Origin of the sequence: Chondromyces crocatus (assembly GCF_001189295.1) — a bacterium.
Lineage (GTDB): Bacteria > Myxococcota_A > Polyangia > Polyangiales > Polyangiaceae > Chondromyces > Chondromyces crocatus.
Map to the genome: position 1 here is coordinate 1,122,703 of NZ_CP012159.1, position 13,599 is coordinate 1,136,301.

General features: G+C 68.1%; 9 protein-coding genes. 6 read left to right on the forward strand and 3 right to left on the reverse strand.

All coding sequences use genetic code 11. The features are described from left to right. Positions 1-10: 10 nt before the first annotated feature. Both CMC5_RS04265 and CMC5_RS04270 read right to left on the reverse strand, forming a co-directional pair. Complete coding sequence (locus CMC5_RS04265; RefSeq protein ID WP_063796206.1) at positions 11-1,471, reverse strand: lamin tail domain-containing protein; 1,461 nt, start codon at positions 1,469-1,471, stop codon at positions 11-13. Positions 1,472-1,656: 185 nt separating this feature from the next. Next, the gene (locus CMC5_RS04270; RefSeq protein ID WP_050429217.1) at positions 1,657-2,139 is read right to left on the reverse strand and encodes a hypothetical protein; all 483 of its coding nucleotides are present in this window, start codon (positions 2,137-2,139) and stop codon (positions 1,657-1,659) included. Positions 2,140-3,871: 1,732 nt separating this feature from the next. Between CMC5_RS04270 and CMC5_RS04280 the strand changes: the two genes are divergently transcribed. The 3 genes from CMC5_RS04280 (at position 3,872) to CMC5_RS04290 (ending at position 7,157) form a co-directional block, all read left to right on the forward strand. Next, the gene (locus CMC5_RS04280) at positions 3,872-4,738 is read left to right on the forward strand and encodes a Hint domain-containing protein (protein WP_169796452.1); all 867 of its coding nucleotides are present in this window, start codon (positions 3,872-3,874) and stop codon (positions 4,736-4,738) included. A gap of 41 nt (positions 4,739-4,779) precedes the next feature. Then, positions 4,780-5,646, forward strand: coding sequence for a hypothetical protein (locus CMC5_RS04285; RefSeq protein ID WP_156338176.1), 867 nt, complete (start codon positions 4,780-4,782; stop codon positions 5,644-5,646). Positions 5,647-5,735: 89 nt separating this feature from the next. Next, positions 5,736-7,157, forward strand: a complete 1,422-nt coding sequence (locus tag CMC5_RS04290; RefSeq protein WP_156338177.1) for an NHL repeat-containing protein — start codon at positions 5,736-5,738, stop codon at positions 7,155-7,157. A gap of 102 nt (positions 7,158-7,259) precedes the next feature. Here the strand turns inward: CMC5_RS04290 and CMC5_RS04295 are convergent, their stop codons facing one another. Further along, positions 7,260-8,501, reverse strand: coding sequence for a hypothetical protein (locus tag CMC5_RS04295; RefSeq protein ID WP_156338180.1), 1,242 nt, complete (start codon positions 8,499-8,501; stop codon positions 7,260-7,262). A gap of 548 nt (positions 8,502-9,049) precedes the next feature. Between CMC5_RS04295 and CMC5_RS04300 the strand changes: the two genes are divergently transcribed. The 3 genes from CMC5_RS04300 (at position 9,050) to CMC5_RS04310 (ending at position 13,559) form a co-directional block, all read left to right on the forward strand. Further along, positions 9,050-10,198: a sigma-54 interaction domain-containing protein gene (locus CMC5_RS04300; RefSeq protein ID WP_245678283.1), complete on the forward strand. Its 1,149-nt coding sequence runs from the start codon at positions 9,050-9,052 to the stop codon at positions 10,196-10,198. A gap of 162 nt (positions 10,199-10,360) precedes the next feature. Beyond that, a complete protein-coding gene (locus CMC5_RS43970) occupies positions 10,361-12,415 on the forward strand; it encodes an esterase/lipase family protein (RefSeq protein ID WP_050429224.1) in 2,055 nt (684 codons plus the stop codon). 94 nt (positions 12,416-12,509) lie between these two features. Beyond that, positions 12,510-13,559: a phosphotransferase enzyme family protein gene (locus CMC5_RS04310; protein ID WP_050429225.1), complete on the forward strand. Its 1,050-nt coding sequence runs from the start codon at positions 12,510-12,512 to the stop codon at positions 13,557-13,559. Positions 13,560-13,599: the final 40 nt, after the last annotated feature.

Here is a 13,599-nt window from a genome sequence, read left to right on the forward strand (position 1 = left end):
CGTGCATCCGTCAGAAGGCCGTCCCGTTGACCCGCCTGCCCGGCGACGCTGCCGACGAGACCAGCGTCGTGTGCAGCACGAAACTCCCGCTCGCGTCCATGTCGGGACTCCGGTTCATCGAGACCCCGTCGGTGCTGGACAGCGCGCTGCCATAGCTGAAGGCATCGACCACCGTGCCCGACGAGGTGGCCAGCGTCACCGTGTCGCTACCGTTGTTGAGCGCGAGTCCGCCCGTGGATGCAGCCACCGCGTTGCCGACCCCCGACGGGATCCCCGAGGTGCCGCCGAAGACCACCAGCGCCTTGCCTGCGGCGAGCGAGGTGCCCGTCGGGAACCTGTGGCGCACGGAGACGGCGTCGGAGAGCGTGTAGCCGCCCAGGTTCACGGCCGTGCTGCCCCGGTTCACGATCTCGATGAACTCCCCGTTCGTGTCGCTCCCCGGCTCGTTGGCGAGGATCTCGTTGAGGAACACCTGCGCTCCTCCCGGGTTGCTGCTGCCGAGAGAATACCGCGCGATCACGGGGTAGTGATTGCTGGTCGTCGAGGTGTAGCTGCTGATGTACTGGTCCACCCGGTACACTTCGGCCGAGCCGCCGATGTAGAGCGGCTGGAGCGCGCTGGTGACGAGGTGATGGTCGAGCATGTGCGAGCCGGAGGCGGTCGACGCGAGACCGCTCTCGGAGAGCGAGAGCGTCGGGAAGAAGTAGCTCCCGGTGGCGTTGACGAGGTTCGCGTACGGTGACGGCTGGCTCGTCCGGATCGAGCTGTCGAGATCGTCGTTGAAATCGCCGACGACCATCACGTTCTTCCCCGCGTGTGTGCTGTCGATGTACGACTTCAGCGCGATCGACCCGTTCTTTCGCCTCGTGTAGCTCTCGGCGTCGTTGCTCGCCTTGGCGTGGAGCGTGATGAAGACGATCTCCTTCGAGGTCCCGTTCACGTTTGCCGTCAGCTTGATTTCGAGCGGCGGACGGCCCGCGAACTCGTAATCGTTGCCCGTCAGGATGATCTTCGCGCTCTGTATGCTGACGGCGCTGGTTTTGTAGATGATGCCGACCTTCTGCTCGGTGCTGTAGTAATAGCTGGACCCATTCGTCACCAGCGCATTGTTCGACAGGAATCCGGCATAGCCGGGCAGCTCCTGGAGCAAGCTGTTGAAATGGTCGACAATGGTGATCTCCTGCACTCCCCAGAGATCGAGGTCGGCCCCCTTGATCACGTCACGCGCATTCTGGAGTTGCAGCGTCTCGTTCGTGGGGCCCCGGCTCGTCATCCCGAACCACTCGATGTTCCAGCTCGCGACGTCGAGCGTGGTCGCGCTGCCGCGGGACGGGACCGTGGCCGCCTGGTCGAGCGTCTCCACGAGCTCGTCGTCCTCGGCGAGATCGTCGATGGGGACGGTGCAGGCGAGGAACGCGAGCGATGCGAGGGGTGCGAGCCATGAGATACGGAGTTGCTGCCGTCGCGACATGGAATTCCTCCTCACCGGGGCTGCCGCTGCAATCGCGGCGCACGGGTGCTGAGGACGCTGGTACCACGCGCCTGCCCGTCACCACGCCACGCGGAATGACCGCGACGCAATCTCCATCAAATGCACGGAAATATCCGATACTGCTGGTGAAGTCGCCGACGGACCGACGAATGAGTGGGGTATGCCTATGGCAACTCGATCCGCTCGGGGGGCGAGGTCCGGCATGTCGGCTCACAATCGGGACCATTGGGGTTCGACGTCGTGTACGTCGGGCGGTAGGAGCCTTCACCGAGGAGCTGCTCGTCGTGGAACACGCTGACCGTGACGCTGGCGGGCGTGGCGCCTTGCGCGAACTCGACGCCGCCGAGGTAGTGCTCCGAAGGAGCGAGGTTGCACCCGACCAGGAGGAGCTGGACGTTCGCGTCCGCAGGGCAGGGGGACGGGGCGTTGCACGAGAGGGGCAATGACGTCGTGCAGTCGACGGACCGGTCCTCGGTGACCACCCGGATCCGGTACTCGCCAGGGTTCCACGCGCCCGTGCGTACGAAGTCGACGACGAAGGAGGATGCGCACGCCAGCAAGGTGCAGTCGCTCGAGTCCGTGCCTCCGCAGCCGACCACCGACAGCGCGATGGCGCCGAGACTCCAGGAGCTCGATGAAGGTTTCATGACGGCGACGGTATCATGCTCCTGGCATTCCAGCGGGCGTGCGCCCCGAGGGACCGGGCGGCAGGGTTCCAGATGCTCACGTCCAAGCATCGCGATGGCGCCGATCGACAGCGACGCACGAGCCGTCTGCGCGGCGACGCTTGGGTGGCCAACCATCACGACAGGGTCTTGTCTCGACGCTGTGCGCCTCCCCTTCCGTGGTCGATGGTGCAAGACGGCCTCTTCGACGACGCGATGAGCGTCTTCAATCGGCGCACCTTGGAGAGGGTATTCCGGAGCGTACGTGAGGAGCACCACGACGTGCGGACCTCCTGGCTTCGAAGAGTTTTCCTCCGGGTGTCAGCCGGATCGGTGCCGTTCGGTGGGGGTGGCGGCTTTTGGAAGTAGGACTGAACACGAAAATCTCTGGCGATGCTGGTCTGGACGTTCGGGGAGGAGGGGGTCGGGGTTCCTGCAGGAGGGTGTGGAAGCTCCTGCAGGAGGGTGTGGAAGCTCCTGCAGGAGGGTGTCGAGGTTCCTGCAGGAGGGTCTCGAGGTTCCTGCAGGAGGGTGTGGAAGCTCCTGCAGGAGGGTCTCGGGGTTCCTGCAGGAGGGTCTCGGGGTTCCTGCAGGAGGGTGTGGAAGCTCCTGCAGGAGGGTCTCGGGGTTCCTGCAGGAGGGTCTCGGGGTTCCTGCAGGAGGGTCTCGGGGTTCCTGCAGGAGGGTGTGGAAGCTCCTGCAGGAGGGTGTCGAGGTTCCTGCAGGAGGGTGTCGGGGTTCCTGCAGGAGGGTCTCGGGGTTCCTGCAGGAGGGTGTCGGGGTTCCTGCAGGAGGGTCTCGGGGTTCCTGCAGGAGGGTGTGGAAGCTCCTGCAGGAAGGTGTCGAGGTTCCTGCAGGAGGGTCTCGGGGTTTCTGCAGGAAGGTCTCGGGGTTCCTGCAGGAGGGTGTCGAGGTTCCTGCAGCGGAGGAAGGTCTGGAGGTGACGGCGGTGCGACCGTTTCGGAAGGCTGCAAGCCCTCACCTCATTCTACCTCGTCGACATCCTCGGGCCCCCGCGAGACCTTCGACACCCAATTCTTGTAGTTTCTGGCGAGCTTTCGCTCTGGCGCCAGCTCAGGCATCGACGTCTTCGCCACCTCTTCCGTCCTTCCTCAGGGACCAGGCACTCGTCGTCCTGAACGCCAGTCGCTCCACACCGTCCAGCCCCCGAACATGTCATCGGAAGTGCCGCGTGGCCGTTCAGACCGAGGCGCTTTTCGAAGGCATTCACTCCCTTCGACGCCGCGACCCACCCTGTGTCGCCAGCACTGGACGCTGCGTCCTTGCACGAGTCGCGTCGTGCGACTTGTGCAAGCTCGCGGCCTCCTTGCACGAGTCGTCAGTGCGACTCGTGCAAGGCCCTTGGCCACCATTCCTCTGGTTCGACGGGGATTCCATTGTCTCGCGAATGGCATGATTGGTGTTTGGAGACTGTCGAGAAACTGCTCGCAACGCGACGTCTGTCCTGAACCTCTGACGCGGAGATGGCATGAAACGAGGCTCCACGACGAAGGCTCTGGTGTGCTGCGCTGTGACCTGCGCGTCCCTCTCGATGTCGCCGGACGCTGCGCAAGCAGACACCTTGGTCATCCTCCATCAGCGCTGCTCCCACGATTCCCTCGACGCCGCGAAAGCGGAGCAGCGTGTCGAATGGGCACGAAAATGCGCGCTGACACGTAATACCAAGGGACCATCGAGCTGGATCCCCACCGAGATGTATGCCGCGAACGGCGTCGAGCTGAAGGAATACCGGGACGAGGGCCTCGTGGGCAGGCGCTACACCGGCGGAACGAGCCGCTACATCAACACCACCTTCCGGACCACGCTGTTCGACGAGCTCGGCGGCACGTCCCAGACCACGGATGCGCTGATGTTCTTCAAGTGGACCAAGGTGCCGGCCAAGAAGCGCGCGCGCCCGCTCTACCCCACCTTCGGCAGCAACCCCAACGTCTCGCTCGGCAAGACGCTCAAGCCGAATGCGGGGCTGACGAATTGCAACCTCTATGATGACAAGGGGGTCGCGACCAGCACGTTCTATGTGAACGGTTACTGCGAATCGAGCTGCTACACGCCGGAGCAAGAGGTGCTGTTCCCCGACGGGTATCAGCGCATCGACGTCGCCGTCGACGCGCTGCGGCCGACGATGATCACCCTGACGCCCGACGCCACGCTCGACGACCTCCAGTTCATGGAGAGCCCGGTGGACAGCTACACGGCGGAGCTGCGCGACACGGATCACGTGATCTTCGAGATCGTGGCGGAATCAGGGGGACGGCTCCGGCTCACGGATCAGCACCCGGTGATCCTGGGCGACGGCAAGCTGGTGCAAGCCCGCGCGCTGAAGGTCGGCGACACGCTCCTGCGCGAGGACGGCGCGCTCGACCCCATCACCTCGGTCGAGGTGCGCGATCACCATGGCAAGGTCTACAACCTCCGGCCGAAGACCACCGATCGGGTCTCCAATCTCCTGATCGCGCAGGGCTATGTGGTGGGCTCGTCGCGCTACCAGAATGACGACATCGGCTACGTCAACCGGACGATCCTGACCGAGCACATCCCCGAAGCGCTGATCCCCGAATGAACCGTCGTCGACGGATGGTTTTTCGGCAGAGGGTGAAGCGAATGCAACGTCGATCCGGGGTCGGAGTGGGGGTCGGAATCGCGCTGGGGGTCGTGACCCTCGCGCTGGCGTTCACGGCGCTTCCTCTGCGCTCCACGAGCACCGGGCCACCACGGCGCGCGATGCACGCCCGGCAGGTGACGGCGCACTCGATCGCGGCGGCGTCGCCAGGAAGGAGCGTGGGCCGGGAGCCGGGCGCAGCCGTCGGCGATGGCCATGTGGCGCTGTCGCCGGAGAGGTCGCCTCCGAGGGCGCGGGGTGCGCCGGACGCGGGGGACGTCGAGCCGCAAGACGACGCGGGGCAGAGCGTGCTCCGGTCGGTGCTGGAGGGCGACACGCTGCTGTCCCGGTACTGGGCGCTGCGCAACCAGCCGCTCCATCGTCGAGAGCAGCGCGCAGGCTACCTGGCGCTGCTCTCGGATCCAGCGATGCACGAGAAGGTCCGACACGAGCTGCTTCACCCGAACGAGGCGTGGCAGGACGCGAGGCGCAACCTCCAGCAGCTCATGGAGGTGGACTACCTCGCCGACGCGCTCTCGTGGCCCGACAACCCACGGCGCGAGGCGCTGCTGGATCTGCTGGCCACCACGATCGGCGCGGACAACTTCACGCGAGGCGCCGATCTGGACCAGCGGCGCACGAAGGCGACGGTGAAGATGGAACTCTACGCGCTCCTGTTCGCGCTGGATCCAGCGCGGGCCCACGCCGTCGTCGAGGCTGCGCGGGGGACCCGGCTGGAGGGGCTGCTCCAGTTCATCGCCGAGGAGGTGCGTCGGCGCGAGCGGGTGCAGGTCGCCATGGAGCGAAGGCCTGGCGTCTTTGCTGGCGGGGCCGACGACGAGAGAGACGTTGCGGTGCGTGCGCGATGAGCACGCGAGGTGGAGGCATGCGGCGCGGTCATCCCATGGGGGAAGGTGATCGTCCGGTGTCGATGACGTGGGCGTCGAGGGGGACATCGATGAGGTTGGAGTGCACGGTGGTGGGCCTGGATGCGGTGGAGGGCCGCGGCCAGGGCGGGGGAGCGCGCACGCTGGGCGGGCTGCTGATGGTGGCGGCCTGGCTGCTCGTCGGGTGTGGCGAGACGAGCGAGGATCGGCTCCGAGAAGGCGCGTCGAGCCTGGCCGGTGGTGCGGGCCATGGGGGGCGTGGGGGCGCCGGAGGGAGCGAGGTCGGAGGCCTCCCCTGTGACGCCTGGCAAGGCGACCTGCTCACCGGAACCGTGCAGAGCGACGAGCTGATGGCCATCGTGGCCGACCCGCGCGGTGGCTTGCTCGTCGCGGGCTACGAGGCAGGCATCACCGGGACGACGAACATCCAGCCGAGCGGCGACGCGCGGGGCATCGTCCGTAAGGTCGCATCGGATGGAAGCCTGGTCTGGGAGCACCGGATCGACACGCCGGGCACGGAGACGGTGGAAGACCTCGCCGTGAGCGACGACGGGGCGTCGATCTACGCGCTCGGCCGCACGAGCGGCGCGCTCGCCGGCGCGAACCAGGGGAAGTTCGATCTGTTCGTGCGAACGCTCGACGGGGGCGGCGCGGCACTGCATACGCTTCAACTCGGTAATGAACGGCCACAGCACCCCCGGAAGTTGAGCCTGGATCCTGCCGGAGGGCTCGTCGTGGCGGGCTATGACGACATCTACGTTCCCACGAACTACGTCGCCGCGTGGCAGGATCCGTTCGTTCTCCGGCTGTCTCCTGCGGTGGGCGGAGGCAACGCGCAGGCGCTGCGCCTGGACTGGTGGCACCAGGACGACACGTCCGAGAGCGACGTGTTGCTGGGTCTGGGCGTGGACGTGAAGGGGGACATCTTCGTCTCCGGCAGCGACGGGGCAGGCGGGGAGTCCTGGGCCAACCTCCGCAAGCTGGCACCTGACGGCACGCTGCGCTGGGTCCACCAGTTTTCCTCCGGGATGTATGACGCTGCGACCTCGGTCGCCGTGTCGCCCGGGGGGGATCTCTTCGTCGCGGGGGCGACGTTCCGGAAGCTCGGCGCGGCGCAGTTCGGTCAGCAAGACGTGTTCGTCGTCCGGGTGGACGCGGAGACGGGCGTGGCGCAGTGGATCACGCAGGCCGGCTGGGAGACCTCCGACTACCCGATGGCGATGACCTTCGACGCGCACCAGAACCTCTACATCGCCGGGACCAGCACCTCCCTGGATGGCATGGACGCTGGGGTGTTCGCGATGAAGCTGAGCCCTTCGGGCGAACTCGTGGGCACGTGGCGGCGCGATTCGCCCGCCTTCGAGGAGGTGTTCGGCGCGGCGGTCGACACGTGCGGGCGGCTGTTCGTGGTGGGCTACACGGAGGGGGAGCTGATCCCGGGCAAGCTCCCCTCGGGCGAGCGGGATGGTTTCGTCATGCTGACCGACCTGTAGCCGAAGCGTCCTGCACGCGGTCGGTCGCGCTGCGAAGCCAGCAGGGGTAGCGACCATCGGGAGCGCAGGGGCCGACAGGCCCCTGATCCAGGGTACGCAGTACTAGCGGGGGACGCGCTGGAGGGTTCCGTCGTCGAGGTTGCTCCAGTAGACGTGGGTCGCGTCCAGGGCCATTCCGGCGGGGCGCGCTTGACCCGAGGCGAGCACCAGGGGGACGCCGCCATCGGTGGCGATGCGCTGCACGGTGCCGGCGGCGTCGGTCCAGTAGAGGTGGCCCTCCGCGAGGGCGAGGTGTTGAGGCAGGCCCGCGGTGGTGGTGAGCCTCATGGGGGCGCCGCCGGCGAGCGCGTCGCGCGCGATCACACCGTCGTCGCTGGCCCAGTAGACATGGTGCGTGTCGAGGACGAGGGCGCGGGGGGCGGACAGACCGGTGGCGATGGGGATTGCGGTGCCCCCCGTGAGCGGCGCCCGCAGGACCGCGCCCGCGCCCAGGTTGACCCAGTAGACATGGGTCGCATTCACCGCGAGACGAAAGGGGCCCTGCTGCCCTGATGCCACCGGCTGCGGTGTGCCTCCACCGAGGGGGGCGCGGAGCACCTTGCCCGTGTCGTGCGTGGTCCAGTATGCGAAGCCACCACCGAGGACGAGATCGTAAGCGGCGGGCTGGTTCGAGGCCAAGGTGGTCGTCCCGCTGGAGAGGCGGTCGAAGCGGACGATTCTGCCGGTGTCTTCTTCGCTCCAGTACAGCGCATCTGTGTCCGCGCAGAGCGCATGCGGGCGTGCGGCGCTGGCGACGTCGGTCCTCTCGCCGCCGTGGGCCGGAATCGACACGACGCGCCCCGCGTGAGGCTCGGTCCAGAAGAGGGTACCGTCGCTCACCGCGAGTGCGAAGACGCTCGGCAGGCCCGTGGCGAGGATCTCGGGCGCGCACTGGCCACGGGCGCAGGCCTGACCGGCGCAGTCATGATGGCAAGCGCCGCAATGGCGGGCATCGCTGTCGAGGTCGATGCATTCACCATCGCACGCCGTATGCCCCTGGGCGCAGACGCACGTGGCGTCCGAGCAGACCGCCGTCGCGGCGCACGGTTGCTGGCAGCCCCCGCAATGGTCGGGATCGTTCTGTAAATCGATGCAGGTGCCGTCACAGTCGAAAGTCCATGGCGGGCAAGGATCGTCGCCGTCCGGCGCTGGCGTTTCCGGTGGGCGTGCGTCGCTGGACGTCTTCGACGAGATGGAGAAATCGTCGAGGCCGGTGAGCGCTTCGCAGCCTGTCGTGACGAGGGCGAGGCCCACGCCAGCCATCGTGCAGCGCGCCCGGGAGAGGAAGCGGTGGCGAGCGATCAAGAGCACCTCCATGGCCAGCGACGCGCGAGGCCCTGGTCGCTGACGAGGACGACGTGGGGCCAGGCGCGGGGGACGAGGCGATTGGTAGAAGCAACCCGCGCGCCACAATGCGGTACGAGCCGCTCGTCAGAGACTTCCCGACGCGGTGGGTGACGCGTGACATGGTAGCATGCTGACTCGGTGGGGGAGGGATGCGGCATGCGGAGGCGGGGGCAGTGCGCGCCGTGGCGAGGCGCTTCGTGCGCGGTCCATGGCATTTCATGCGCGATCCTGGGTGCCCTTGGCGTGCGCCATCGGCTGAGCGCGAGGGCGTCTCGTCGCACCATCGTGCGGCGCGGGCGCAGGTCTCCGCTCAACCTCGGTCGGAGAGCGCGCCGTCGCGTCGACGCCAGCGCGTCCAGTACGACCGTGGCAGATGACCCGGCGACCGCGCGTCCACGGACGATGGCTCCGGGGCGCTCGGCGAGGCAGACCTTCCGCCAGGAACGCGCGCGACGACGCGGCGAACACGCGCGACGACGCGGCGCCGTGCAGGCGGGGAGGCGAGGGTGAGCCGACGCATCGGCGGCCCGAGGTCCGTGGAGCACGCGGAGGTCGAGCTCCGGGAGAGCGATGGCACGCCGCCCTGGTCCAGCGAGCTACCCGTCTCGGTGAATGTCTTGCTCTTGCACTGGCAGGCCGGGGGGCAGGAGGCGATCCCTTCGTCGGGCAGGCGGCCGAAGGTGGCCACCCCCATCGTTGCCTCACCGCAGATGCGTCAGCTCTACGAGCGCGTGGGGCGGGTGGCTCGCGGGGCGATCAGCGTGCTTCTCCTCGGTGAGACGGGCGTCGGCAAAGAGGTGATGGCGCAGGCGCTGCACGCACGCTCGCCGCGCGCCGGTAAGCCCTTCTTGCCGATCAGCTGCGCCGAGCTGGCGGAGTCGCTGCTGGAGAGCGAGCTGTTCGGGCACGAGGCGGGGTCGTTCTCGGGGGCGACGCGGGCCAAGCCGGGACTCATCGAGATGGCGGACGGAGGCACGGTGTTTCTCGACGAGGTGGGGGAGCTGCACCCGAGCATTCAGGTGAAGCTCTTGCGCGTGCTCGAAGAGCAGCGGGTGCGGCGCGTCGGCGGGGTGCGGCCGCGGGACATCGACGTGCGCTTCATCGCCGCGACGAACCGTGATCTCGCGGCGGGCGTGAAGCAGGGGGCGTTCCGACAGGATCTGTTCTTCCGGTTGAACGGGGTGTCGCTGACGATCCCGCCGCTGCGGGAGCGCGTGGAGGAGATCCCGCTCCTCGCGCAGCAGTTCTGCGCGCAGTGTGCAGAGCAGCTGGGGATCTCGCCGGCGCCGGAGCTGTCGCCCCAGGCGCTCTCCGTGCTGATGGAGCACGACTGGCCAGGGAACGTGCGTGAGCTGCGCAATGTCGTCGAGCGCGCGATCATGCTCAGCTCGGGACCCTCCCTCCAGCCGGAGCACCTGGACCTCTTTCGCGAGGACGACGGACCGCTGTCAGGGGGCAGAGCGCGTGAACTCCCGAAGCCAGACGGCGACGACGAGGAGGGAAAGCGCGCAGCCATTCTCCAGGTGCTCACCGACTGTGCGTTCAACCAGACGAAGGCGGCGAAGCGGCTCGGGATGTCACGCCGGACGCTGATCCATCGAATCGAGGAGTACGGGTTCGCGCGACCGAAGAAGCCGGAGGGCGGGAGGCCCTGAGCTGGGGCGTCGGACGCTTGCTCGCCGTGAAGGCCGGTTCTAGCCTGCCGATGCTGCCTCGTCGCATGACCTCGCAGCCTTTCGTCGACGCGGGGGCATGGAGGTCTCATGAAGTTCGGTAGGTCGAGGAGAGGGCGGGGGGTCTCGTGGTCGCACGGCGGCGTGCTGGTTCTGGGTCTGCTTGCTGCGGCCTGCGGCTCGGATCCCGAGCCGGGGCCCGACGGGAGCGGCGGCGCTGGCGCTGGCGCCGGTGGTGGCGGTGCACAGGGGGGCGAGGGCGGGACGGGAGGGCAGGGGGCGGGGACGTCCGAGTACCCCAGCGAGCCCGTGGCCGCGCCGTTCGACGTCTACTTCGATCCGCCCGTCGACGAGCGCTACGCCGACGCGCACCGCGTGGTCGGTGCGATCGAGGGGCCTCTCTGGGGCTGGGGCACCACCGAGCTGCTGGAGGGGTTCCAGGCGTTCCGGAGCGAGGGGTACAACCTACGCACGCAGAAGCTGCGCTGGGAGGACACTTACGAGGACGCGAGCTACCCGCTCAGGACCTTCAATGGCGAGCTGAACCAGCACCTCGTCGACGCCTTCAACCTGCACTACGCACACGGGTGCGCAGGGACGGCGGGTATGAGCGGCGCCGTCGACTGCCCGGCGCCAGGGCCGACACGACCCGAGGCGCGCTTCGTGCTGCTGCACCACGGACCCGACACCGCGGCGCTGGCCTGCGACAGGGACAGGACGCCCGTGCTCCTCGTCCACGGCGCGCTCCAGAACGGCAACGTGTGGCTCTTCCCGGGAGGGAACGACGGGGCGGGCAACGCCTACCCCGGGACGGTGCAGACCACGGGGTTCGTCCAGGCGCTGGAGGCCGAGGGGGTGTGCACGTTCGCCGTCACCTTCGGGAGCTTCCACGGTGACAACTTCAACCAGGCCACGCACCTGTCGAACGCCGTCGCACGCATCCGGGAGATCACCGGGGCACCGAAGGTGGATGTCGTGGGCTGGAGCAAGGGGGTCGTCGCCGCGGATCTCTACCTCGCCGATGTGGCGACCTGGGACGACTGGGGACCGAAGCACTTCGAGCGACTCGCCGCAGAGCAGGCGCGAAGGGTGCCTCGCTTCGACGCGGACGTGCGGACGTACGTGGCGCTCTCGGGGCCACACCTGGGCCTCGATCTGAACTGGCGGCACCCGTACAACAACCTGCTGATCGCGAGCACCGAGGAGAACGCTCCCATCGGGCAGGGGCCGATGGTCTGGAGCTGGATGAAGGCGATGCAGTGCGTCTCCTTCGGCTACGGGCCGCAGAACGTCTACGCGGTGAGCGTCTGCGAGGATCGCGGGGCGACGTGGCTCGACTACTGGCGAAGGATCTACTTCTCCAACATCACCGGGCTCGACGACGAAGGGCGCCCGGTGACGGACATGGGCCTCGGCGAGCTGAACGCCGAGCAAGGGCTCGCGGCGTCTGCGTACGAGTTCGACAAGTACAACCTGGCGCTCTGGGGCTCCATCGACGACAGCGGCAAGCACGTGTCGGCGTACTGGGGGCAGCTCCAGGTGGCCTACGATCTCCGGTCGGCGTACCCGATCCCGAACCGGCAGGACGATCCGCCGTCGTACGACTGGTCCCAGCTCGACACGGACGAGACGAAGTGGCGGGACTGGTTGCAGCTCAAGGTCGACTACCTGCCCACCCCACCGTTCACGGGCGCGGGCGCGTTGCTGGACGACGCCGGCCACACGATGTGCAGGCACACCGCGTACGAGCCCGAAGCGTCGGTGTGCGAGGCGCGGCATGTGTCCCACGATCCGTTGAACGCAGAGGAGTACGCACAAGGGTATGCGCGCTACCGGCTGATGGGCGGGCTCGGGATGGCGGCGGCGATGGAGATGGGTGGCAACCTGATCGAGAGACTGCGGGGCCACGGGCTGAGCCCTGCGCTCGATTCGCTGTACGTGGTGCACGGGACGACGGCGGGGGCGCCGGGCACGGCGTTCGAGATCGACGGGATGGACTGCCCGACCTGCGATCCCCATGGCGACGGGGTGCTCTTCGACGTGAGCATCGCGGCGAGGGATCAGCTCACGCAAGGGTGGTCCGAGGAAGACAAGGCGACGCGGTCGAAGCAGGACGGGGTGCCGCACGGGCACCTCGAGGTGGGGGTGTCGCCCGAGGTCTGGTCACGGATCCTGGACCACTTCGCCGCGGTGCCCTGACCCTGGGACGGCCTCATTGTGGTCGCGAGCGACCTCTGCGCTCGCGACCGGGCGGCTTCCCTGCGAAGGGCTTGCGGACTAGCCTCGGAACCCCTTGATCCCTGATGCCTGGTCCGCGCTGCGCGGCCTCTCCGCCCGACCCGCCGACGACGCGGGGCTCATCAACACCACGCTGACGGTCGGCGAACCGCCGCGCTACATCGCGCAGCGGGTCCATCCCCTCTTCGCGCCTTCGGTCCATGACGACATCGAGGCCGTCACGGTCCACCTCGCGTCGCGGGGTCGGGTCACGCCGCGGCTCGTGCGCACCGATGAGGGGGGCCTCTGGGCGCGGGATCCCGAAGGCGGTGTCTGGCGGGTGATGGACTTCATCCCGGGTCGCACCTTGCATCGGATCCCGTCGCCTGCCGTGGCCCGGGATGCCGGAGCGCTGGTGGCGCGCTTCCACGAGGCCGTCGATGACCTGGTGCACGACTACCGCCACGTGCGCCCCGGAGCCCACGATACCGGGCTCCACATGCAGCGGCTGGAGGGCACGCTCACCCAGAACGTCGTGACGGAAGAAGGTCGCGAGCGCGAAGGCGTCGATACGGGAGGACGCCAGAACACCGTGCAGGGAGAAGGCCGCGCGGTCGCCGAGGCGATCCTGGACGCTTGGCGCACCTGGCAAGGACGGCTCGATCTGCCCGAGCGTCACTGTCACGGCGATCTCAAGATCTCCAACATCCGCTTCTCGGCGTCGGGCGAGGCGCTGTGCCTCGTCGATCTGGACACGCTCGCCCGCTACCCGCTCGACGTGGAGCTGGGGGATGCATGGCGCTCCTGGTGCAACCCGGTGGGCGAAGACTCGCTCGAGCCGCGCTTCGATCTGGAGATCTTCGAGGCCGCCGTCGCAGGCTACCTGTCGGTGCGCCCCTTCAGGCCGGAAGAGCGGGAAGCGCTGGCAGGGGCGGCCGAGCGGATCGCGCTGGAGCTGTCGGCGCGCTTCTGCCGGGATGTCTTCGAGGATTCGTATTTCGGCTGGGATTCGAGGCGCTTCGCGTCGCGCAGGGAGCACAACCTCTACCGCGCGCGCGGGCAGCTCGCGCTGGCCTGCTCTGCGCGACAGCAGCGACAGCGCATCGCCGAGGTGCTCGCCCGGTGAGGTCCGGGCGAGCTGTGCTCGCATCAGGGGGTGGCTCGGA